The sequence below is a fragment of the Larkinella fluvii genome, assembly GCF_051857545.1.
Lineage (GTDB): Bacteria > Bacteroidota > Bacteroidia > Cytophagales > Spirosomataceae > Larkinella.
Genome location: NZ_JBPZHB010000001.1, coordinates 194,102 through 217,618, shown reverse-complemented (window position 1 = coordinate 217,618; position 23,517 = coordinate 194,102). Strand labels below are relative to the sequence as shown.

Sequence of the window (23,517 nt, the reverse complement as noted above, 5' to 3'; positions counted from 1 at the left end):
GCTAGCCCCAAAACCGCTGCCATGACCCGTCTGTGGTGTATCGCCCTGCTGTTCATTTGCTCGTTGAGCGTCTGGAGCCACGCCCAGACGGCCCGCCAGCTCCGCTTCGAACACCTGGGCATCAACCAGGGGCTGGCGAATAATGTGGTGTATGCCCTGCTTCAGGACCGCGAGGGGTATATGTGGTTTGCGACCGACAATGGCCTCAGCAAATACGACGGCTACACGGTTACTACCTACAAAAAGATTCCCGGCGATACGACCTCGCTCGCGGGCAATTCCGTGATTCAGTTGATGGAAGACCGGGATGGTTTCCTCTGGCTCGGCCTGATGGGGCAGGGAATTTGTAAATTTGATAAACAGACTGAAACCTTTACCTGCTACGGCCCTACTCCCCAAACCCTTCATCATGGAACAATAAACACCCTTGTGGAAGATCGGGAGGGCGATTTGTGGGTAGCAAACGGCACGCCCGAACTCCGGAAGTTCGACAAAAAAACCGGTACCTATTCCCGCTTCAACTACGCGACCTTGCTGGCCGAAAAGTCTTCCACCGGGAAAATTCCGGAAGTCAACACGCTATACCGCGACAAAACCGGAACGCTGTGGGTAGGTAGTCAACAGGGGTTGCACCGGATGAATCGCAACCCGGCCGGAGCCGGAAAAACCGCTCCCGTTAGCTTTACAACCTACCGGCACGACCCGGCTAATTCCCGCAGCCTGAGCCACGATGAGGTGCGGGAACTGTATGAAGATCAAGCGGGTATGCTGTGGATCAGCACCGAGAACGGCCTAAACCGGTTTGACCGGAAAAGCGGGACATTCAGGCATTATCCCTACACATCAGATCAATCGCCGGCCATCAATGCCACCATCAACCGAAAGTTCAGGCACTTTGCCGAAGACCAGCAGGGGAACCTTTGGATTGGCACCAATACGCAGGGTTTGTTTCAGCTCAATCCCGAACGCACCCGCTTCACGCAGGTGCAGCACGACCCGGAAAATCCGCTGAGTTTGCGTGGTTCTTTCGTCAACGCCCTTCTGGTGGATCAGTCCGGTTTGTTGTGGGTCAGCATTTGGGGGGAGGGCGTTGATCGAGCCCATCCCCGCCAGCAACCGTTTCAGCATTACCGACCGCTTCCCGCTCCGGTTTCGTCCTTGAGCAATAAGTACGTCGATGCCATTCTGGAAGACCGCTCCGGCATCGTCTGGCTAGCCACCGGGGCCGGACTGGACCGGCTGGACCAACGAACGGGTCGTTTTAAGACGTATCGATTCGCTCCCAACCAGCCAAAGGAACAGCCGAATCGCCATGTCAATGCCCTGCTCGAAGATCGCGACGGCAACCTGTGGGTGGGTAGCCAGGGTGACCTGGCGCTGTTCGACCGGCAAACGGAAACGTTCATTCCGTTTACGCAGGACACCCTCCGCTATCCGGGACTCGGCGGCAATGGCGCGATCTTCACCCTGTACGAAGACCGCCAGGGCCTGCTTTGGCTGGGTACCAACAACGGGATCAAAAGCTTCGACCGAAAAACGGGCCACGTAACTCACTATGCCTATGATCCGAAAAACGCGAAGGGAATCAGCGATGCCTGGGCGATTTCGATCCGCGAAGACCAGCGGGGAAACCTCTGGATTGGGACGGGCAGCGTGGCTCTCAATCGGCTGGACCGGAAAACCGGGCGGTTTATCCACTACCGCCCGGATCGTCGCAAACCGGGCAGCCTGCCATCGGATGCCGTTCCCAGCATCTTTCAGGATTCGAAAGGGAACCTCTGGCTGGGGACTGCCGGGGGAGGGCTGTGCCGATTTGAGTATGAAACGCAAACATTTCAGGTCTTTACGCAGGCCGACGGGCTGGCCGATCATTCTATTTTTTCCATTCAGGAAGACAATCAGGGGCATTTGTGGTTAGGAACGCCCAAAGGCCTCTCCCGGTTTTCGTTCGCCGACAAGACCTTTATCAATTACGATGTCAGTGACGGTTTGCCCGACGACGGGTTCAAAAAGGCCCATTTCAAGGGAAAAAGCGGTATGTTGTACTTCGGCGGTGAGAATGGATTCGTTGCGTTCGATCCCCGACAGTTAACGACCAACCGCCATATTCCACCGGTGGTGATTACGCAGGCCAAATTGTTCGAAAAACCCATCCCCGGTAAAATAGAAGCCCGAACCCTGCACCTGAACTACGATGAAAACTTTTTCTCCTTTGAATTTGCGGCCCTGAATTACGTTAATCCTTCCAAAAATCAATACGCCTACCAACTGGCAGGCCTGGAAAAAGACTGGGTGTACAGTGGCTCGCGACGGTATGTGAGCTATACCAACCTGGATCCTGGAACGTACATTTTCCGGGTCAAGGGGTCGAACAACGATGGGGTCTGGAACGAAAAAGGAACGTCGATCCGGGTCATCATTCATCCACCGTGGTGGCAAACGACCGGGTTTCGGCTGGTGGCCATCCTGAGCCTCCTCCTGCTGGCCGGTAGCGCCGTCCGACTTTACACGCAGATGAAACTGAGCCGGCAACGGCACGAGATGAAACAGGTTTTGCAGGCGCAGGAGGGCGAACGACAACGGCTGGCAGCCGATTTGCATGATGACCTGGGATCGACGCTGGCGGCCATCAAGGTGCAACTCGAAATCGTTCACGAACCCGACGATGCCCTGTTGCAGCCGATCAGGCTGATGGAAAAAGCGATTCGCGACCTTCGGCACATTTCCCACAACCTGATGCCCCCCGAGTTTGCCCGGCTCGGCCTGACCGAAGCCCTGCACGAAACCGTAAACCGGGTCGAAGCCAATTCCGGGATTTACTTTCTGTTCATCTCGTTTGGCCCGGAACGTCGGCTCGACAACGAAATGGAGTTGACCATTTACCGAATTGCGGTTGAACTCATCCAAAATGCCATCCGCCATGCCCGGGCAAAGCAGATAACCGTTCAGTTGCTTTTTTATCCACAACAGGTATCTTTATTGGTCGAAGACGACGGCCGGGGCTATGCGACAGCCGGGCGCAACAAACCTGCCGGAATCGGGCTGCGTAACATTCGCTCCCGGGTCACGTATCTGAAGTCGAAATTACTGGTCGATTCCGGCGAACGCGGAACAACCATCATTCTGGAGGTGCCTATTGATTCATAAATCCATGGATTCTGCTGTTAAACCGATCACCATTCTGATTGCCGACGACCATCAGGTGTTTAACGATGGCCTACGCAGCCTGCTCCGGTCGGTTGGCTCCCGCTATCAGGTGGTCGATCAGGTGTATACAGGAACGGGCATCCTGCCGGCCATTCAGAACGTACACCCTGATCTGGTTCTGCTGGACATCAATTTGCCCAACCGGAATGGGCTAAACAGGGCCCGCGAGGTCGTCCAGGCGTTTCCGCTGGTTCGGGTCATTATCATTTCGATGTACAGCTACCAGACGTTTGTCGACGAACTGAAAGCCATCGGTGTGGCCGGTTATCTCCTGAAAAGTGCTTCCCAGCAGGAACTGTTCACCTGCCTGCAAAACGTCGTCGACGGTATTCCGTACTTCGACCCGAAATCGGGCAGCAAGGCCGGAACGCTGCACCCCGAAGATGATCTTCTGAAACGGTTTAAACTATCGCCCCGCGAGTTGGAAATTATCGCCCTCCTGAAGCAGGGATTCGACACGCCCGAAATCGCCAAACGGCTTTTGCTGTTGACCGAAACCGTTAAAATCCACCGCAAGAACATCTATTACAAGCTGGCAGTCAACAACCTGGCCGAATTGATTCAGTTCGCCGATGAACAGGGTCTGTGAGCGTTGATAAATCTTTATTGGAAGCCATTTCTTGAAAAACCAGCTAACTAAAATTCAATCGATCCAATTTTCAAGTTTGATCCGATCCAGATTTTCAAAGTCACGCGTGTTGCGCGTAACAAGCGTCAGATCGTGAACAATAGCCGCCGAGCCGATCAACAAATCAAACTCGCCGACAGGACGCCCAATCCGCTTTAATGCCGCTTTCTGCCGGGCATATTCATGGAAACTTGGCCCAATAAGTAACGTTCGGCCAACAAATGCCGTACGAAGCCAATCAAGGTTTTTCCGATTCTTGTTACGACGATTGGGATCGCTATTTTCAACACCGTAAAGCAGTTCTGCAATGGTGATCTCTGACAGGTAACAGGAGCTAATACCGACCTGACTAATTTTACGTTCCAGATCGAACTGCCCTCTAAATAAATAAATAAATGCAAATATTGGTATCCAGCAGGTAACTCATAATTCAATATCTCGCGAGCGATCATTGCGGGCACGGTAGATCATCTCTACCAGTTCATCACCGGATTCTTCGCCCTCCCAACTTCCAAAAAACCGTTTCAAGGCTTCTTCCTGATCGACCGTTTTTGCATCGGTATGAGATTCAGAAAAAGGTGCGCCAATATGCTGGGCGAATTCTTTAACTCGCTCAAAAACGCTTTCGTTCTCCGTTTCGATTATGATGGTATGAGTCATGCGCGTCTCCTTTCTTTCATAAAAAAAGCCCTGACCGATGCGATCAGGACATTAATTTACCGCAAATTTGGCTATTTAGCAATTTCTCCCTGGCTTTACACCCGTGTTTTCTTTTCTCCATCCCGCTTATTTCCCCTGCGAAACCGCCCCCATCAGTTTCCCTTCCAAAACCGGGCGTGGGTCTTTGGTGTTTGACAAAACCGCCAGGCTTTTCTGGAATTCAAGCCGCAGATCGTCACCGTCAAACCGGCAGGTTACGTTCTCATAATGGGCCGTTTCGATAAACCGCCATGTCATCGTAAACGTGTTTTCGTCGCTCCAGGCACCACTCCCGGCCAGTTTCGTTTTAGTCTCTTTCGGAACCGATGTCGGAACGAGTTTCAGCGGAACAGTCGACAAATCGGTCTCGCCTTCTTTCCAGTTTCCCAAACCGCAAACCACCCGGTGTTCGCCCTGGTCGTCGTGCAGCGTGCAGACGCAGGAACCGTTCTGAAAAGCCAGCGAAACCCGTTTGATGTTCAGCGAATTGTCGGCCATCTGATACGGTTTTCCCGTCACCCGCGCCACCGTCGGCGAAGTGGCTTGTCCGGCTGGCAGCGGCAAGGCCAGCGCGGCTAATTTCTGCTTGAGCGGAACCGCCGGTTTGGCCGCAATGGCCTCCGGCTGAATACCGGGCAGAATGTGCTTCCAGACCTGATCCAGAATGCCCTGCATGTCACTCGTCTCGCTCGTAATGGCAATCACCGTGTCTTTTTCCGGCATCACAATGCAATATTGACCGTAGGCTCCATCCCCCCGGTACGCGCCGTTGCGACACCGCCAGAACTGGTAGCCGTAGCCTTGCAGCCAGTCGTTTTCTTCCTTCGGGCGTAATCCACCTTTCGATTGAATCTGGAATTTGGTGGCGTCGTCGATCCAGGCTTCGGGCAAAATCCGCTTGCCGTTCCAGAGGCCTTTTTTCAGGTATAGCTGACCGAATTTCGCAATGTCCTCGGTGCGCACGCGCAGCCCCCAGCCGCCGGTTGCAATGCCTTTCGGGTCTGTTTCCCAGTCAGCGCCCTCGATGCCCAGCGGATCGAAAAGCCGGGGTTTCAGGTAAGCCAGCAACGGCAGACCCGTCACTTTCTGAATAATCGCCGACAGCATGTAGGTGGCTCCACTATTATAGACGAAAAACGTACCGGGCTCGTGCTCGACCGGCTGCGCCAGAAACGCTTTCACCCAGTTCTTGTCCGGGTCGGCCCGAAGGGAACCCGTCGAGTCCTTGTCGTGGCCCGTTGCCATCGTCAGCAAATCCTTCACCCGCATGGCCGCCAGATTGGCGCTGACCGTAGCCGGAACTTCATTTGGAAAAAATGAAACCACCTTATCCTCGACCGTCAACCGCTTTTCGGCCACCGCCAGGCCAATGGCCGACGATGTAAAGCTTTTGCTGAGCGAATACAACGTATGTTTGAGATCGGGAGCATACGGCGCCCACCAGCCTTCCGCCACGACCTGACCATGTCGCACAACCATCAGGCTGTGCAGATTGAGTTTCCCCGCTTCAACAGCATTGACAAAATCCAGCAAACCCGCCGACGACACGCCCTGTGCTTCGGGCAGGCTGCGGGGCAGCCGGAACGAACGCAGCGGAGCCGCCCGGAGCGTCGTCGGCAGGGAGCCAATCAGACCCAGGCCCGCAACGCCCAGACCCAGTTGGTGGAGGAAAGTTCGACGATTTAAAGTCATGTTTTTAGGAATAGTATGATTTTATCCAGTGATTTTGCCAAAATACACAGAAATTGGCAATCTTTAGACTCACGGTTCCCCATTTAACGACTAAACCCTTTCATGAAAAGAACATTTATCCGGACCATCTGTCTGGTTAGCGCACTGGCAGGCTTTCATCCGGTTTGGGCCACCGGCGACACGCCTGCTTCTTCAACCTCAAAAAGCAAAACCGTCGAGCCTTCGGCGATCAAACTGCCCGCCGGTTTCTCGGCTTCTATCGTCGCGACCGACCTGTTGGCAGCCCGACATATGGCCGTGAGCAAAAATGGCGACATTTACGTCAAATTGGGAAAACTGAAAGATGGTAAAGGCATTTACCGACTGCGGGATACCAACAAAGACGGCGTAATCGATGAACAAACCGGTTTTGGCGACTATCCCGGCACGGGCATTTTCATCAAAAACGATTACCTGTACGCGTCGTCCAACAGTGGCGTTTATCGCTATCAGTTGAATGAAAAAGGCGAGGTGATGCAGCCGGATCAGCCAGAAAAAATTGTGGAAGGTCTGCGGCTGAAAGAACGCGATCAGTCCAAGTCGATTGCGGTCGATAACCAGTCGATGATTTATGTCAACGTGGCCTCCGACAACGATGCCTGCCGCCAGGCCGGAACCGGCAAAGGGCTGATGCCGTGTCCGTTGCTGGATTCAGCCGCCGGCATCTGGCAGTTCAAAACCAACCGGCTCAACCAGTCGTACAGCGATGGCGTCCGGTTTGCAACGGGTTTGAAAAACACCGTCGGCCTGGATTGGAACACCAAAACGAACTCGCTATTCGTCGTACAGCACGGGCGCGGCAAGTTCCATGATTTCTACCCGGAATATTATACGCCCAAACACAGCGCGGAACTGCCGGCCGAAACCATGTACGAAGTGAAAAAGGGATCGGATGGCGGCTGGCCGTATGTGTATTACGACCACATTCAGAAGAAGAAAATCCTGGCCCCCGAATACGGCGGGGACGGCAAAAAAACCGGTGGCGAAAAAGCCATGAACCCCGTGGTGGCCTTCCCGGCGCATTTAGCTCCAAACGGTTTGCTGTTTTATACCGGCACGATGTTTCCCGAAAAATACCGCAATGGCGCTTTTGTCGCCTTCCATAGCCAGTCGGCGGAACTGCAAAAAGGCTATTTAGTCGCGTTTGTGCCGTTTAAAAACGGAAAACCGTCGGGAGCCTGGGAGATTTTTGCCGACAATTTTGCCGGTATCGACTTAGCAAAACCAACCGGCCCCGTGCAGCACCGCCCCTGCGGACTGGCGCAGGGACCTGACGGCTCATTGTATGTCTCCGACGATCTGGGCGGAACAGTTTTCCGGATTGCGTATAAGAAGAAATAAAGAGTTGGTATACGGTTTTCAGTTTACGGGACGCAAGCTGCAACAAGAATGCTTTAGCCACCGAATACCGTAAACTGAAAACCGTATACCGAAGCTCAAACCGCCACAGTTTTCAGCTCAAACACCTCCGCCAGCAGCCGATACGACTCCAGCCTCTCTTCAAATTCGGAGGCCACGTTAACCAGCATCACTTCATCTACGGCGTATTGATCGGCGTATTTCAGCAGTTGTGCTTTCACTTCTTCGGAATTGCCCATAATCATCCGCTGCCGGTTGTGCTGAATGCGCGCTTCCTCGCCCGGCGAATACGTGACGGTTTTTAAATCGTTGTAATCGAACGGGTCCACTTTGCCCCGGGTTTCGTATTGCAAAAACCGGTAGTCGATCATAGCCTGCTGCCGGTGTACGGTTTCAGGGTCGTTGGAACAGAAGACGAAAAAAGCAACGTTGGTCTGCGGTTCTTCCAGGTTCTCGGAAGGCTGAAACCGCGCCCGATACTGCTGCATGGCTTCCGGCCCGCCGTGTGGATTGATAAAATGGGCGAACGAAAATCCCATGCCAAAATGAGCCGCCAGCAAGCCGCTGTGACCGCTGGAGCTTAACATCCACTGCTCCGGCACCGACGGCGGAATCGGCATCGCCCGCACTTTGGCCTGAACGCTGCCCGGCGCATACCGATCGTTTAAATAATTCTGTAAATCAAACAGTTGCTGCACCAGATCCTGTTCGCTGAAGGTGTTGGTCGGGTTCAAAATGCTGGCCGTAACGCGATCTCCACCCGGTGCGCGGCCCATACCGAGGTCGATGCGACCGGGGAAAAGCGTTTCCAGCATCCGGAAATTCTCGGCTATTTTCAATGCACTGTAATGCGGAATCATCACCCCGCCCGAACCCACGCGGATGGATTGCGTTTGGCCGGCGAGGTGGGCAATCAGAATTTCCGGCGTTGTTCCGGCCAGCGAGGTCACATTATGGTGTTCGGATACCCAAAACCGGGTATAACCCAGTTCTTCCGTTAGCTGGGCGAGCGCCACGGTTTCCAGCAAGGCTTCCCGCGCGTTGCTCCCTTTGCGAATGGGTGACTGATCTAAAACACTTAATTTCATTTTTACTTCCGGTTAGCAAGCATAAGTTCTATTGTTCTAGAACAACAAACGAACAAAAAAAGGTGCCCTATCTGTCATAAACCTTATCGATTCGGCAGATGATTGAAGCCAGGGCGATGTTTCGAGGGAACGGCCTTGTTTTTACGAATGCATTCTGTTAAATCGACTTGCTATTCCTGTATTCCTTCCCGGTTAATCATGAAATCAATTTTACTTCTTGCCTTTTTCTGCCTTACACTGAGCGCCTTGGCGCAGTCCTCATCACAGGCTCGCGTCGATACCGGCACCATTGCTGGTGCCCGCTACCGGATCGACTTTCCCGCTAACTGGAATCAGGCTGGTGCGCCAAAGCGGCTACTGATGTACGCCCACGGCTACGAAACGATCGGCAATAAACGGGGCAATCTGAGTGGCGGATGGATGGCTCCTTTCCTGAAAAAAGGCTTTGCCGTAGCCCAGTCGGCCTACCGTCGGCAGGGCTGGGCCGTTTCGGAAGGCGTGGACGACACCGAAGCCCTGCGGCAGTACTTTGTGAAAAAATACGGACAGCCCGACAGTACGTTCATTGCTGGACACTCGATGGGTGGCATGATTACGCTGGCGACCATTGAAAAATACCCGCAGCATTATCAAGGAGCTTTGCCCTTTTGCCCCATATCCGGCCATTTATACCAATCGTTGCAAAAACACCTCTTTGCGGTTCTGGTCACCTTCGACGGACTTTTCCCCAATACGCTGGCACTGGAAAAACTCGCAAACGGGACCGCAATCCCCACCGATGGAGAAGTAATTAAGCAAAAGTTAGAAGCCGATTCGCTCACCGGCCAGCAATTCGCCCGCCGGTTTTCCATTAAATACAAAGACTTGCCGGGCGTCCTCTGGTTTTTTCAGGAAATCTACCGCGACATCAGCCAGCAGGCAGGTGGCAATCCGTTCGACAATACGAATCTGCTGTACAGCGGTTTTCCAGACGACGTGCTCGTCAACCGCCAAGCCACCCGCCTAGCAGCCCAGCCCAAGGCCCGGACATTTCTGGGGCCTTACACCACCTTCAGCGGCAAAATCAGCGACCCGGTTTTGCTGGTTCACACGACCTACGACGAACTGATTCCGCCCGAAGAAGCCACGGCCTACGACGCCATTGCCCGGCAAGCGGGCAACGACCAGCTTTTTGTCATGAAGTTCACCGACGGACAGGGCCATTGCAAATTCACCCCCGGCCAGACCGAAGCGGTTTTCGATCAACTGCGAAACTGGGCGAAGGCGGGGCAAAAACCCTTGGCGGGGGAAGTGAAGTAGGTTTATCCTCGATAAATTTAAAGAGTATCAGCCCCCGGCTTTAGCCGTGGGCTGGTTCTCCACGCTTCATTCTCCCAATAACCCAACAAAAACATTTTTTCGAACAAAAAACTAATACATTAGTTGTAAAACTAAATCATTAGTCATACATTTGATTTAGGATCGTAATCAACCTGATGTCGTATGCAAGTTCGCGAATTGACCAATGCCGAGGAAGAAATCATGAAGGTGTTGTGGAAACTGGAAAAAGGGTTTGTCAAGGATGTTCTGGCCGAACTCCCGGAGCCCAAACCCGCCTACAACACCGTCTCGACCATCATCCGCATTCTCGAAAAAAAGGGACTGGTGGGCTACCGGGCCTACGGCAAAACGCACGAATACTATCCCCTGATCACGGAAGAGGAGTACAAACGCTTCGAAATGGAGCAGCTCATGTCCGGTTATTTCGACAATTCGCTGAAAAAGCTGGTGTCGTTTTTCGTCAAAGACCGCAACCTGAGCCTGAAAGAAGCCAACGAAATTATTGACCTTCTAAACCGCCAAAAAGAATCATGAACGCGGCCCTCGAATACCTGCTGAAAGCCAATCTGTTTCTCGTATTGTTTTACGCCTGTTATTGGATCTGGCTCCGAAAACATACGTTTTTCCGGCTCAACCGGGCCTACCTGATTGTCTCGGTGCTGCTCTCGCTCACCCTGCCGCTGGTGGAATTGCCCGCCGACGCGGCCGAAACCATTCCCGTTCCGGTGGTCGCGTTTTCGTTGCCGGTCGTTATCCAAACGGCGGAACAGCCGACCGGGCCGGATTGGGAAACCGTCGCCTACTGGGTATATGGGTTGGTCGCCGGAGCGATGTTCCTGCGGTTGCTGGTGCAGATAACGGGCGTGGGGCGGCTGATCAAACGCTCGGAACGACACGATTTGGACGGATACACGCTGGTGTTGCCCGCCGATGAGCGTGTTCCAACATTCTCGTTCTTCCGGTATCTGGTGCTGTGTCGCCGGGATGCGCAAACGGCCAACACGCCCATTGTCGCCCACGAACTGGTTCACATCCGGCAAGGGCACAGTTTTGACGTGCTGCTGCTGGAAGTGGTCCAGCTTTTCTTCTGGATAAACCCGGTATTGATCCTCTACAAACAGGCGATTCAGCAAGTCCACGAGTTTCTGGCCGACGCTCAGGCGGAAGACAAACACGAATACGCCACTTTCCTGATCAGCTATGCATTTGGCGTTCAGCCCAATACGCTGACCAACGGTTTTTTCAAACCGGCCTTGTTGAAAGAACGCATCAAAATGCTGCAACGCCGGGCTACCAGCCACTGGGCGTTGGGGAAATATATGCTGGTGCTGCCGCTCCTGCTGGGTTTGCTGGCGATGACGGCCGCCCGCGAGCAACTCACGGAACTAGTGACCCCCGTTTCGGATGAAAAAGGAACGGTTTCGGGAAAAGTTATCGATAACGATGGACAGCCGCTACCGGGTGCGACGCTCATCGTTCGCAACACGACGAGTGGTGCGCAAACCGATATGCAGGGCCGCTATGAGTTGAAGAATGTTCCTTCTGACGCCAAAATCGTGGCCAGTTTCGTCGGCTATGTATCGCAGGTGAAGGATGTAGCCGGCAAAAAGACCCTCGATTTTAAATTGGTTCCTAAAGTCGATTCGCTGGACCGCGTCGTGGTTGTCGCTTTTGCCTCACCGCCCAAATCCACCACTACTACTCCAACGGCACCGCCAGCCACGAACACCGCGAAAGACGGCGTTTTTACAAATATTGAAGAAATGCCGGAATTTCCGGGTGGGAACAAGGCATTGGGCCAGTATCTAGCCGAAAACCTGCGGTACCCGTCGGATGCCCAACGAAACCATACGGACGGGACGGTCTTTGTTCAATTCACCATTGGAAAGAACGGATCGATTTATGGGATTCGCGTGAAAAAAGGAGTTGGAGACGGATGCGACGAAGAAGCCGTGCGCATCGTAGGCAAAATGCCGTCCTGGAAACCAGGCCTGCAAAACGGCCGCCCCGTTGCGGTTCAATACATTCTGCCCATTCAATTTATGCTGGAAGGCAAAGAAGACAAGCGAAGCGGTCAGGTGATCGGCAGCAAACCCAATGCTCCAAATGTCATCCTCCGGGGTTCAGTCATTTCCGACCCGGATAAAAAACCGCTGATTTTTGTTGACGGGGAACCCCGAACTGCTTCTGCACTAAAACCAGAGCCTTTGTCAGACGTAAATCCGAATGACATTCATTCCATTAATGTCCTGAAAGGAGAATCGGCTACCACCCTGTATGGCGATGAAGGTAAAAATGGGGTGATTCAGGTAAAAACCAAACAGGGCGCAATCGGCGAACAGATTCAGCAGGCTGGACGAATCGATTACGACGGAAAGCCGCCGGTTTATATGCTGGATGACAAAACCATCTCTCGGGAGGAATTTCAGAAACTGAACCCAAAAACGATCCAAGACATCGAGGTCGATCACACCAAGCCAACTTACACCATCAAGGCTACTACCAAAAACTAAACCCGTTATGAAGCTTTCCACAACCGTCTCGGCCCGGCTCCGCTTCTGCCAGCGTCGGCTGGACAACCGGCTCATTGCCTACACATTCGGGCCGAAACCGTCGGCTTTTGTAACGCCTTTCTTCCAATCTTCCACCTTAAAACAACGCATTCTGATGCTGCAGAAATCCGAAACCAACCGCTGGGCAGTCGTTAAATACGGTTTTGTGGCCCTGCTTACCTTTTCTCTCTTCATCTTCGTGGCGGCTTGCGAGGACCAGTCGAAAAAAGATGTGGTCAGCAAAGGTCCGGTCACAATTTCCGGCCAGATTTTTGGCTCTAACGATAAACCGATTCCGGGTGCCAATATTGAATTGAAAGGATTGCAAAGGGGCACCAGTACTGACGCAAACGGAGAGTACCAGTTTAGTACAGTGCCCGCCAATGGCACGTTGATCGTTTCGTTCGTCGGCCATGAGACCATCGAAGTGCCGGTCAATGGTCAGGAAGCTATTTATGTTCGTCTGGCCCAGCCCACTGATCACGAACGATCAACCTATTGGGTTAGTAACGCAAAAATTCCGAAACGCTCCACTAATACCGATGTCCGCGATCTGCTCAACCGCAAACCCGTGGATGATGGCAACGGTGAAATTTTCACCGTCGTTGAAAAGAATCCTGAATTTCCGGGCGGGATGGCTGGGTTGACCCGTTTTATCAATGAAAACCTGCGTTACCCGGAAGCCGCCCAAAGAGCATACGTGAGTGGAAGGGTTTTTCTTTCGTTTGTTATCAACACGGACGGCAGTTTTCAGAACATTCAGGTCCTAAAAGGCATTGGTTTCGGAGCCGACGAAGAAGCGATTCGGGTGATTAAAGCCATGCCGCGCTGGAAACCAGCCACGCAGGATGGAAAACCGGTGCGGGTGAAATACAACCTGCCGATCAATTTTAACCTGAAAAATTCCTGAAACAAAAAGCCCCGACACGCAAGGTGTCGGGGCTTTTCTGGAGTTACTTTCTCCGGTTTTTGGGGAACAGTTCCATGAATTGCTCATAAAACTGTTCGTACTCATCCGGGGCTTTTCGTTTTTCCCAGCCCACGGCAAACTCGGTTTTGGCCCGCTTCCAGGTTACGGTTACGGCAGGATTTTCCGGTTTTTCCAGTTTGGTGGTTTTGATTTTACAGGTCTGTTCCAGCCTTGCGAATACTTTCTGGGTGGTATCCTTTTTCTGCTGGCCCAATTGCGTAAATCCCCCTTCGGAACCTTCCCGGTAATACATCAACCCGTTGTCCAGCAGCCGGTATTCGGGCCGGTCGGTATCGCTGCCAAGTGTGACCACAATCTGGCGTCCGGTAAACCGGTTCGGAAACGTTGATCCGGTGGGTGCCGGTGTTTGAGCCGTAACCATACTCATTTCGAGCAGATACGTCAGACAAAAAACAAAGAACAATCTTACCAGTCGCAAACTCATTAAACGGATTCAATTTGGGTTAATACTCTCTATCTTAACTGCCTAAACGACAAAAAATTGCCCGATTTTTTGTCGCCTGGTATTCACATTTCCCCAAAAGCAAGCGAATCAAGGTTCTGTCGGCTTGCCGTACGTTTCTTCCTGCAAACTGACTGACGTGCCAAAAATGCCATTCCTGATGGTCACAATCAGCAAGTTATCGTGATCGCCCGATTCGATTTTGGTTTTTGTCGGTTTGGTACCTAACCCTTGCGCAATCTCCAGAATCGTGTTGCTGTGGCCGACCACCAGACTATTTTTACCCTTCGTTTGCTGGATCAGTTCTACCACCGCACCGACCGGTTTTGCCGGATACGAGACGATGGGCAGGTTAAGTCGCTGCGAAAGGGGCCGGGCCGTTTCCTGCGTCCGGCGGTAGGGCGTGGTCAAAATCCGGCTAATCCGCTCATCCTCCAGCCGGTCGGCCAGGGCCTGAGCGCGTTCCAGCCCGACGGCGGTCAAACCGCTGCTGTCGGCTTCGTTGATTTTCTCCGCGTGCCGAACAATGTAAACCGTAGACGTCGAACAGCCCGTCAGGCCAAGCACCAGAAACAAAACCGGAAGCAGTTTATAGATCCTCATCGCAGCGTTGTAAAACTCTTAACTTTTAATTCTTAACTCTTCACTCTCAACTCCTCCAGCGCCAGCCAGCTCATCAAACCGGCTCCGATTTCCAGGGCTGATTCGTCGATGTCGAACGTGGGCGTGTGAACGCCGGAAATGATGCCCCGCTCTTCATTGCGCGTTCCGAGTCGGTAGAAACACGAATCGACTACCTGCGAATAGAAGGCAAAATCTTCGCCCGCCATCCACAAATCGAGGTTCACGACGTTTTCAGGCCCCATGTATTCCGTGGCCGCCGAGCGCATCCGCCGGGTTAGTTCGGGATGGTTTTTCAGGAACGGATAACCGCGCACCACCGTAAATTCGCACACGGCTCCCATCGCTTCGGCCATGCCTTCGGCCATTTTTTTCATCCGCCGTAAACCGTCTTCCCGCCATTCTTCGTCCATGCAGCGAAACGTACCTTCAATTTTTACCTCGTTGGGAATGACGTTGGTGACGCCGTCGGCAATAAACCGCCCGAACGACAACACTGAGGGGTTGGCCGGTTTGCGGTTGCGGCTGATGATCTGCTGCAAAGCCACGATGATGTGCGAAGCGATCAACACCGGGTCGATGAGCTGGTCGGGCATGGCACCGTGGCCGCCTTTCCCAATAACCGTCAGGTAGAGTTCGTCGGTGCTCGCCATGTACATACCTTCCCGGAAGCCAATTTTGCCAACTGGCACATTCGGGGCCACGTGCTGGCCGAGCATGCTGGCCGGAGCCGGGTTTTCCAAAACGCCGTCTTTGATCATCAAAGACGCACCACCGGGGGCTTTTTCCTCTGCCGGTTGAAAAACCAGTTTCACTGTTCCCTCAAACTGGTCGCGGAGTTGCTGCAAAATGCGGGCGGTTCCCAACAAAGACGACGTGTGAACATCGTGCCCACAGGCGTGCATGACGCCCTCGACGGTCGATTTGTAGGGGACATCATTGGCTTCGTGAATCGGCAGCGCGTCCATGTCGGCCCGCAGCCCCACGACCCGGTTTTCGGATGAACGCCCCGCCCGTCCTTCGATCAGCGCGACCAAACCCGTGTTGGCAACGCCTTCCTGCGGAGTCAGACCGATCGCTTTGAGTTGATCGGCAACGAATCGGGCGGTTTTGAACTCATTGAACGACAACTCCGGGTTGGCGTGCAGGTGACGGCGGTTGGCAATTAAATCGGCCGCATATTCCCGCGCTAGTGTTTTGATTTGTTCTTTCATATGGGTAGATCCCTGCGGAACCGGGCCGCACAGACTTTAAGAGGCTAAAAACTGATAATCATTGATCAGCGTCCGAAGAAACGTGGTATCGTCCAGTTCCGACCGAACCCCGATGACTTGTTTTACTTTATTGGCGGCTAAACCGCTGATTTCGGGATTATTCATCCGCAACGCTTCCCGGACAATGTTCAAATCCCGGTCGGAAAGCTGGGCCACTTCCGGGAAACGCACCTGATAATCGTCGGGTAAGGCCCGGTAGGTAATCTGCGCCAGCGTAACGGGGCGGGTCAGTTTCACCACCGTGGTACCAGCGGCAATGTCGCCAATTCGCTGGCCCCGGCCGTTGGCCGCAATGGTAATGACGGCCACCATACCGCCAAAAAACATCGGTGATTCGATGATCCGGAGCAGCCAGCGGAGCAAATAAGCCCCCAAACCGGGTTGTGATCCGTCGAGCATCACGACGCGTATTTTCATTGCTATTTTCCCCAGACTTTGCCCATTCAGAAACGTTTCGCACAGCAGATCATACAGCATGAATGGCAACAGCAAAAACAGGCCCGTCCAGAAAGGGCTCCGAAAAGCGCCGGGGAGTAGTTTGGTCAGCACAAAATACAGAATCAGCCATCCCAAAAAAATCAGGTAGTCGAGCAAAAACGCCAGAATCCGGTCGCCCAAACTGGCGGGTTCGTATTCCAGCGTAATGTTTTGGGAAGTCTGAATCGAAACAGTCATAATAATCTGGTTTTCCTGGCAAGACTTGCGACCATTTGATTTGTTTCCAGGCTGACCCTGTCAGGGTCTTTGACCGCTAACAGGATCAGCCTGGAAACAAATCAAAGATGATTAAAAATCGTCTCTGCAAAATAAACGTTCGAATTGCGATCGGCTAACTTTTGCAGATTTGTTTTCGAATACGGTGGTGCTTCCGTCAAAATCCGTTCCAGAAGGGCCCGAATCGCGTCCGGCGAGGTGGCATCCGTCACGGCCCCCAGTTGCTCGGTTTGCACCAGATGACCCAGATAACCGTAATCTGACGCCAGAACCGGTTTTCCGGAAACCGCAGCCCGCACCACGACCGACGCCATGCCGATGTGGTTCTGGTATAACGCCAAAACGTAGTCCGACAACTCGAAATACACCTGAATTTCCCGCCCTTTTATTTCGTCAAACACCCGCACAATCTGCATATCGCTCCCGACCTCAGTCATGCTGCGTTCGACTTTTTCCCGAAAACCGGGTTGAATCGGCCCGGCCAGCACCAGACACAACGCCCGTTGCTGCACCGGTTTCAGGAGTTTCAGGGCATCGAGCAGCGGTTCGATGCCTTTGCGATCGTCCAGATGCCCGAAAAGCAGCAGAATCCGGCGGTTGGGTGAAATCTGGAGTTTCGTTCGCAGGTGTTCGACCTCGGCGGACGTAATGGCATAGGATTCGACCGGATCGGCCAGCGGCCAGATTTTGACGTGTGGGCTCAACGCCCGCAAGCCCTCCACCGCCGAATGATCCAGGCAAAACAGATTCGTCAAACCTTTCCGATTCAGAACCCCGTTCAAGGTTACTTTTTTTCGGATTCCATTCAGCCGGGCCTTGATTCCGGGCCGGGTTTTGTAATGAAAATCCGGCCGAAAATAAATACCGGAAACGGCAAAGGGCGCCGACCGTCCGAGCCAGGTTGCCAGCATAAACAGATCGAAATACATCAGCAACACGTGCGATGACTGATGTGTCTGCCCGTATTTCAACACCAGATTCCATTCCTTGAACGAACGGGTCGCCATCGACGCTCCGTGTACGGTTTCAATGTCTTCCTCCGAAATGGGCACGAACCGGATGTTTTCGACACCCGGTTTGGCTTCGAGCAAGGCCTTAAATTGCTTCCCGAACGATTGCTGGGTCACGACGATCAGTTCACCTTCGGGGCGGTTTTGCACCCAGTAGGCAATCAGATGCGTCAGGTAATCAGCGTGGTGGCCGTCGATAATCGTATCAAAAAGCAGGATTTTCTTCGCTCTGTTCACTTATGCAATACGTTGGTAAACCTGAAGTGTTTGACTCGCCGTTTTTTCCAGCGAAAAATGCTGCCCCCGCTCGCGTCCTTTCCGGACCAGAGACTGGCGTAGTGACTCGTCCAGAATGATTTTTTCGATTTGCTGCTGCATATCCAACGCCGATTCCGGGTCGAAATACAACGCGGCTTCCTGCGCCACTTCCGGAAAACAGGACGCCCGACTCAACACCACCGGGCAACCGGCCGCAAAAGCTTCCAGAATCGGAATGCCGAAGCCTTCGTAGAGCGACGGATAGACAAACGCCAGTGCGTTCTGGTACAGGCGATACAGCGTAAAATCGTCGATGTTGCGCTGGCTGATCCGGCCCGTCAGGTCCAGTTGCTGAATCCACTGCGTCTCTTCCGGACTGAACGAACCGCCCCCGGCACAAATCAGTTGGACATGACGGTATTTTTTGAGCACCGGCGCAACCGCTTTCAGAAAAGGAATGAAATTTTTGTAATCGTTGCGGGCACCGACATACAGCAAATACGCTTCCGGCACCTCGATCTGAACGGTTTCGGGGACTTTCAGCGTCTGAAAAGCCGTTGCGTGGTAAACGACGGTGATCTTCTCCGGTTTGATGTTAAACAGCTCTATCAGATCGGTTTTGGTGTTTTCCGACACCGCAATGATCTGGGCGCTCCGGTCGAACAACCTTTGTTTCAGGTCTTTCGACGCGTTATCGATGTGGCCGAATTCAGCCCCAAACTTGTCTTTGATGGCATCGTGGTACGTCAACACCACCGGTTTTTTCGTGTGATTCAGAAAATACGGATGAAAAAAAGTAGGATGAAAAACGTCGTAATTATTCCGCATCAACCGGGTCACACTCCACAACCGGTTGATCTGCGAAAAGAGCATGTTGGTGGGCATAAAACCCAGAAAATACGAAAATGACTGCACCCGAAACGCGTCACTTTCCAGCAGGTAGGCATTGTTGGAAAACAAAAGCGACAACTGGGTTTCAACGCCTTTTTTTTGCAGCGATACCATCAGATCGTAAAAATACCGGGACACTCCGCCATACCGCACCCCTGTAAAGGCCTGATGGTCAAACAATACTTTCATAAAATAGCCAAATACACACAGAAACTACAAACTTACGGAGAAACCCTTTGACAACGGCTATTTGTTGCCGAAATCGACCGTATTGTCCCCGTTCGTATGAGCGGCTTTGAAATATGGCATTTGATTTGCAACTTATCCGACCCAATGGGTTTCGGCCCATAACCCGGTTTTTTCATGCGCGAAGCGGCTTTTATCAAACAGAATACGGAAAAGTGGAAGGAGATCGAGAGCGAACCGGTGACGGCCAACGACCGCTCCAACCCCGATGTGCTGACCGACCACTTCATCGAACTGACCGACGACCTGTCGTATGCCCGGACGTTCTACCCCACCTCGCCCGTCACCCGGTATCTCAACGGTCTGGCGGCCACGATGCACCGGCGGCTGATGGGCAACAAACGGGAGGAACGCAGCCGTTTTGTCCAGTTCTGGGCGGTAGAATTGCCGTTGCTGTTCCGGAAATCACACCGGCTTTTGCTGGTGTCGTTCGTCATTTTTCTGGTAGCGGCTGCGCTGGGCTGGGTGTCGGCGGCCAACGACGAGTTGTTTGTCCGGCTGATTCTGGGCGACGATTACGTCAATATGACGCTCGAAAACATCCGGAAAGGCGATCCGCTGGCGGTTTACAAAGGCAGCGGACAGGCCGATATGTTCATGGGCATCACCGTCAACAACATCCGGGTTTCGTTCATCGCGTTCATTCTGGGTTTGTTTGCGTCCTTCGGAACGATTGCTGTCATGTTTCAGAACGGCGTGATGCTGGGCGCTTTTCAGTATTTTTTCTACGAACGCGGTTTGCTGCTTCCGTCGGTCCTGACGATCTGGATTCACGGAACGCTGGAGATTTCGGCGATTGTGATTGCGGGCAGCGCGGGTCTGACGCTCGGCAACAGTTTGTTGTTTCCGGGCACCTGGTCACGGCTGGAGTCGTTCAAACACGGAGCCAAACAGGGGCTCAAAATTGTGATCGGGCTCGTACCGGTTTTCATCACGGCGGGTTTTCTGGAGAGTTTCGTCACGCGTCTTCCGCTGCATCCGGTGGTTAGCGCTGCCATCATTCTGGCGTCGGCTGCGTTCATTATCTGGTACTTTATTCTGTATCCCATTCAACTGGAGAAGAAGTTTGATGGGAACACGGATTGAAACAGATTTTATCCGTGGAAATCCGTTTCAATCCGTTCAATCGCAACGGCGACCCGGCCGCGTTCCCATTCGTTAAATAAATAATAACTCATGAATCTCTACCAAACGCGCGATTTTGGCGAAAAAATCAACGCCACGATTCAATACGCCGTCAAGCAAATCCGCAGTCTTAGCACGGCATTGCTCTACATTGCCGGGGCTCCGGCGCTGATCGCGGGGATTGCGTCGGGTATGGCATCGGCGTCGATGCTGTCGACCCAACCAACCGGCGTCAATGCGCCCCGCATGAACGACTGGATGATTCGACAAATTTCGAGCCCTTATTACCTGGTGGCCATTGTGTTTGCGTTGTTCATCCCGCTGCTGGTTAATCTCACCGTTTATGGCCATTTGAAAGTCTACAACCGAAATCCGGGCGAACCCGTCACCGTTGAAGCGGTTTGGGCGGAGGTTCAAAATGCGTTCGGGCGGGCTGTCGTTACCTGGCTGGTGGTTGGCATCCTCGTCATTGCGGCCACGCTTTTTTTCCTGATTCCGGGTATTTATCTGGGCGTTGTCTTTTCGTTAGCACTCGCTGTGGTGGTTCTGGAAGACGGTTCGGCCAGCACGTTTATGGGGCGGTGTTTCGAACTGATCCGCGACCACTGGTGGTCGACCTTCGGGCTGATCATCATCATCAGTTTTATCGCCTATATTCTCAGTTTTGCCTTCAATGTGCCCGCAGCCGGTGTCAGCATGATGGTTGCCCTGAAACTCGTCCCCAGCATGCCGGTTTACGTGACGATTCTGACCAGCATCCTCAGTACGGTCGGCAGTGTGGTCGTCTCGTCGCTCATCGCCCTGGGCATTGCCTTTCAGTATTTCAACCTGGTTGAATTGCGGGATGGTCGCAGCATTCTGTCGGCCATCGACAGCATCGGATCGTCTACGCCCCCACCCATCCCCCGTTCCAGCGATGAAGGTGATTATTAACCGTAGGGCGAAAAACCGCCTGGCCGGTTTTTTGCTCCTGGCGACCCTGACTGGTTTTCCGGCGATGGCCCAATTGTCTACTCCCCAGACCAAAGACACGGCGCAGGCGCAACCGGCTCCCGACGACCGCAGTTCGATCCGGGTGCGGAAACCGTCGACCGCCAAACTGAACGACTATCGCAACGACCGCGATTACCAGTATGGCCAGGACTTTAAACCGGGCAATAACCTGTGGTCTAAATTCTGGAGCTGGTTCTGGCAAAAAGTAGGCGAATTTCTGACGAGCAAATCCTACCAGAATTTCTGGCAATATGTGTTTCTGGCGGCTGCTGCGGGTTTGGTAGTCTGGCTGATCATCAAGGCCGAAATCATGGGATTCATTTTCAGTAAAAAATCACAGGGAGCTGCGCTGGCCTACGAAACGCTGACTGAAAACATTCACGAAATCGACTTTGAGCAACAGATCAACGCGGCTATCGACCAGCGAAATTACCGGCTGGCGGTTCGGTTGCTGTATTTGCAAACGCTGAAACACCTGAGCAACCACAACCTGATCGACTGGAAACCGAATAAGACCAACCGCAGCTACGTTTACGAACTGGCACAGTCGCCGAAGCAACCGGCGTTTGAAACCCTGACAACCCAGTTTGAATACATCTGGTACGGCGATTTCCCGATTACCGAAGAGCGGTTTAAACCGTTGCAGGAATCGTTTGAACGGTTTAACCAGTAAATTACAAACCGCCCGTTTTTCCCCCATCCACCGGCACATTGATCCCGTTGATCGAAGCCGCTGCGGGTGTGCAGAGAAAAGCCACGGCTGCCGCCACTTCTTCCGCTTCCGCAAACCGTCGACTCGGAATTTCGGCCTGCATTTGGGCTTCAACTTCATCCAGTGATTTATCTTGCGCACTCGCCCGCATGGTCAGCACGGCATCCAGACGGGCCGTACGCGTATAACCGGGCAACACGTTGTTAACCGTGATTCCGAATTGAGCCATTTCCAGCGACAGGGTTTTGGCCCACTGCGCCACCGCCCCGCGAATGGTGTTGGAAACGCCCAGCCCAACAATGGGCTGTTTCACCGATGTGGAAATAATGTTGACAATCCGACCATAACCCGCTTGTTTCATGGATGGGATCACAGCCTGCGCTAAAATCTGATTGTTGAGCAAATGCGCGGCAAAAGTTTTGGTAAACTCCTCCAGTTTGGCGTCGATCAGCGCCCCACCTGCCGGGCCACCGGTATTATTAATCAGAATGTGAACTTCCGGAAAGTCGGTCAGATAGACTTCAATGGCGGTCTTCACTTCTTCCGGATTGGCAAAATCGGCCACCTGATACCGGTGTTTCTGCCCTTGCTGCGTGTCTAATGAGTCGATGGCCTCTTTCAATTTTTCTTCATTGCGAGCCAGCAGCGTAACATTTGCGCCCAATAGCGCCAGTTCAACGGCGGTCGCGTAGCCAATTCCCTGCGTGCTTCCACAGACAATAGCGGTTTTTCCGGTAAGCGAAAGATTCATCGTAAAGTCGGTTTAGTCCGGGCCGTTTTTAGCGTATACAACCCATTCATTTATGTAAAACGCTAAATAACGGCATTGCGGCAATATTTTTACTAATTTACCAATCAATTGGTATCCTTAATCAGTTATTCACCCGAATCACCTGCCACCCATCCGCGCCGGTTTCCAATCATCAACCCCGGCGGAGGGATTACGGTCGAAAGCGTCCGGCCGTGTAATTTATTGGGATACGGATCCGGTTTTAACGAACTTTGCTAACAAATTAATCGATAAAAAACATGTCTAAAGGTCTTATTATTGGCATCGTCCTGGTTCTGATTTTTGGTTTTTTCGGATGCAGTACATATAACGGTATCGTCGGAAAAGACGCGAATGTGGGTGAAAAATGGGCTCAGGTCCAAACACAATACCAACGCCGGGCCGATCTGGTTCCGAACCTGGTGAATACCGTAAAAGGAGCCGCCAATTTCGAGAAAAGTACACTGACAGCGGTGATGGAAGCCCGTTCGAAAGCCACCAGTGTTCAACTGACCGCCGACCAACTGACGCCCGAGAATGTTCAGAAATTTCAGGCGGCTCAGGATCAGTTGGGCGGTACGCTGTCGCGTCTGCTGGCGGTGTCCGAAAACTATCCGCAGTTGAGAGCCACGCAGAATTTCTCCGAACTTCAGTCACAACTGGAAGGCACCGAAAACCGCATCAGTGTAGCGCGGAACGATTTTAACGCGGCTGTGAAAGACTACAACGTCTCCGTCCGCACGTTCCCGGCCAATATTTTCGCCGGCATTTTCGGTTTCTCAGCGAAAGGTTTCTTCGAAGCGTCGCAAGCCGCCCAGAACGCCCCAGCCGTTCAATTTTAAGTTAAGAATTAAAAGTTAAGAGTTAAAAATAGACTGCCTCATTAA

At 52.9% G+C, this 23,517-nt stretch carries 22 protein-coding genes; 11 read left to right on the top strand and 11 right to left on the bottom strand.

Features of this window, described 5'->3' with window-relative positions:
- Positions 1–21: 21 nt before the first annotated feature.
- Together ACS5NO_RS01020 and ACS5NO_RS01015 are read left to right on the top strand one after the other, a co-directional pair.
- Positions 22–3,147, top strand: coding sequence for a two-component regulator propeller domain-containing protein (locus tag ACS5NO_RS01020; protein WP_439413444.1), 3,126 nt, complete (start codon positions 22–24; stop codon positions 3,145–3,147).
- Between the two features lie 4 nt (positions 3,148–3,151).
- Positions 3,152–3,796: a response regulator gene (locus ACS5NO_RS01015; RefSeq protein WP_114406333.1), complete on the top strand. Its 645-nt coding sequence runs from the start codon at positions 3,152–3,154 to the stop codon at positions 3,794–3,796.
- A gap of 54 nt (positions 3,797–3,850) precedes the next feature.
- Here the strand turns inward: ACS5NO_RS01015 and ACS5NO_RS01010 are convergent, their stop codons facing one another.
- The 3 genes from ACS5NO_RS01010 to ACS5NO_RS01000 all read right to left on the bottom strand — a co-directional run bounded on the left by ACS5NO_RS01010 (position 3,851) and on the right by ACS5NO_RS01000 (position 6,226).
- Positions 3,851–4,174 carry a PIN domain-containing protein gene (locus ACS5NO_RS01010; RefSeq protein ID WP_229312158.1) on the bottom strand — a complete coding sequence of 108 codons (324 nt, stop codon included), beginning with the start codon at positions 4,172–4,174 and terminating at the stop codon, positions 3,851–3,853.
- Between the two features lie 84 nt (positions 4,175–4,258).
- On the bottom strand, positions 4,259–4,495 hold the full coding sequence (locus tag ACS5NO_RS01005; protein ID WP_114406334.1) for a hypothetical protein: 237 nt from the start codon (positions 4,493–4,495) through the stop codon (positions 4,259–4,261).
- 126 nt (positions 4,496–4,621) lie between these two features.
- Complete coding sequence (locus ACS5NO_RS01000) at positions 4,622–6,226, bottom strand: serine hydrolase domain-containing protein (protein ID WP_439413443.1); 1,605 nt, start codon at positions 6,224–6,226, stop codon at positions 4,622–4,624.
- A gap of 102 nt (positions 6,227–6,328) precedes the next feature.
- Between ACS5NO_RS01000 and ACS5NO_RS00995 the strand changes: the two genes are divergently transcribed.
- Complete coding sequence (locus ACS5NO_RS00995) at positions 6,329–7,606, top strand: PQQ-dependent sugar dehydrogenase (RefSeq protein WP_439413442.1); 1,278 nt, start codon at positions 6,329–6,331, stop codon at positions 7,604–7,606.
- Positions 7,607–7,701: 95 nt separating this feature from the next.
- On the opposite strand, the gene ACS5NO_RS00990 is transcribed toward ACS5NO_RS00995, so the two are convergent.
- On the bottom strand, positions 7,702–8,712 hold the full coding sequence (locus ACS5NO_RS00990; RefSeq protein WP_439413441.1) for an LLM class flavin-dependent oxidoreductase: 1,011 nt from the start codon (positions 8,710–8,712) through the stop codon (positions 7,702–7,704).
- 198 nt (positions 8,713–8,910) lie between these two features.
- On the opposite strand from ACS5NO_RS00990, the gene ACS5NO_RS00985 reads away from it, so the two are divergent.
- The 4 genes from ACS5NO_RS00985 (at position 8,911) to ACS5NO_RS00970 (ending at position 13,494) form a co-directional block, all read left to right on the top strand.
- Positions 8,911–10,011 carry a DUF6351 family protein gene (locus tag ACS5NO_RS00985; RefSeq protein ID WP_439413440.1) on the top strand — a complete coding sequence of 367 codons (1,101 nt, stop codon included), beginning with the start codon at positions 8,911–8,913 and terminating at the stop codon, positions 10,009–10,011.
- Positions 10,012–10,194: 183 nt separating this feature from the next.
- Positions 10,195–10,566 carry a BlaI/MecI/CopY family transcriptional regulator gene (locus tag ACS5NO_RS00980; protein ID WP_150877018.1) on the top strand — a complete coding sequence of 124 codons (372 nt, stop codon included), beginning with the start codon at positions 10,195–10,197 and terminating at the stop codon, positions 10,564–10,566.
- Positions 10,563–12,545, top strand: coding sequence for a TonB family protein (locus ACS5NO_RS00975; RefSeq protein ID WP_439413439.1), 1,983 nt, complete (start codon positions 10,563–10,565; stop codon positions 12,543–12,545). Before ACS5NO_RS00980 ends, ACS5NO_RS00975 begins: the two co-directional genes overlap by 4 nt.
- Positions 12,546–12,552: 7 nt before the next feature.
- The gene (locus tag ACS5NO_RS00970) at positions 12,553–13,494 is read left to right on the top strand and encodes a TonB family protein (protein WP_439413438.1); all 942 of its coding nucleotides are present in this window, start codon (positions 12,553–12,555) and stop codon (positions 13,492–13,494) included.
- Positions 13,495–13,537: 43 nt separating this feature from the next.
- On the opposite strand, the gene ACS5NO_RS00965 is transcribed toward ACS5NO_RS00970, so the two are convergent.
- The 6 genes from ACS5NO_RS00965 to ACS5NO_RS00940 form a co-directional block, all read right to left on the bottom strand.
- Positions 13,538–13,942 (bottom strand): hypothetical protein, encoded by a 405-nt coding sequence (locus ACS5NO_RS00965; protein WP_439413437.1) that lies wholly within the window; start codon positions 13,940–13,942, stop codon positions 13,538–13,540.
- 165 nt (positions 13,943–14,107) lie between these two features.
- Positions 14,108–14,620, bottom strand: a complete 513-nt coding sequence (locus tag ACS5NO_RS00960) for a phosphoglycerate mutase family protein (protein ID WP_439413436.1) — start codon at positions 14,618–14,620, stop codon at positions 14,108–14,110.
- Between the two features lie 32 nt (positions 14,621–14,652).
- A complete protein-coding gene (locus tag ACS5NO_RS00955; protein WP_439413435.1) occupies positions 14,653–15,852 on the bottom strand; it encodes a M20 metallopeptidase family protein in 1,200 nt (399 codons plus the stop codon).
- Between the two features lie 36 nt (positions 15,853–15,888).
- On the bottom strand, positions 15,889–16,587 hold the full coding sequence (locus tag ACS5NO_RS00950) for an RDD family protein (RefSeq protein WP_439413434.1): 699 nt from the start codon (positions 16,585–16,587) through the stop codon (positions 15,889–15,891).
- Between the two features lie 101 nt (positions 16,588–16,688).
- Positions 16,689–17,873, bottom strand: a complete 1,185-nt coding sequence (locus ACS5NO_RS00945) for a glycosyltransferase (protein WP_439413433.1) — start codon at positions 17,871–17,873, stop codon at positions 16,689–16,691.
- Positions 17,874–18,974, bottom strand: coding sequence for a glycosyltransferase family 4 protein (locus ACS5NO_RS00940; RefSeq protein ID WP_439413432.1), 1,101 nt, complete (start codon positions 18,972–18,974; stop codon positions 17,874–17,876).
- A gap of 174 nt (positions 18,975–19,148) precedes the next feature.
- Here ACS5NO_RS00940 and ACS5NO_RS00935 point away from each other — a divergent pair, with 174 nt between their 5' ends.
- The 3 genes from ACS5NO_RS00935 (at position 19,149) to ACS5NO_RS00925 (ending at position 21,822) form a co-directional block, all read left to right on the top strand.
- Positions 19,149–20,117: a stage II sporulation protein M gene (locus tag ACS5NO_RS00935; protein WP_439413431.1), complete on the top strand. Its 969-nt coding sequence runs from the start codon at positions 19,149–19,151 to the stop codon at positions 20,115–20,117.
- A gap of 90 nt (positions 20,118–20,207) precedes the next feature.
- Entirely contained in the window at positions 20,208–21,089 is an 882-nt protein-coding gene (locus ACS5NO_RS00930) for a hypothetical protein (RefSeq protein ID WP_439413430.1), read from the top strand.
- Entirely contained in the window at positions 21,073–21,822 is a 750-nt protein-coding gene (locus ACS5NO_RS00925) for a DUF4129 domain-containing protein (protein ID WP_439413429.1), read from the top strand. Before ACS5NO_RS00930 ends, ACS5NO_RS00925 begins: the two co-directional genes overlap by 17 nt.
- Position 21,823: 1 nt before the next feature.
- Here ACS5NO_RS00925 and ACS5NO_RS00920 read toward each other — a convergent pair whose 3' ends face one another.
- On the bottom strand, positions 21,824–22,612 hold the full coding sequence (locus ACS5NO_RS00920) for an SDR family oxidoreductase (protein WP_439413428.1): 789 nt from the start codon (positions 22,610–22,612) through the stop codon (positions 21,824–21,826).
- Between the two features lie 278 nt (positions 22,613–22,890).
- Here ACS5NO_RS00920 and ACS5NO_RS00915 point away from each other — a divergent pair, with 278 nt between their 5' ends.
- A complete protein-coding gene (locus tag ACS5NO_RS00915; protein WP_138994646.1) occupies positions 22,891–23,472 on the top strand; it encodes a LemA family protein in 582 nt (193 codons plus the stop codon).
- The last annotated feature ends 45 nt before the right edge of the window (positions 23,473–23,517 follow it).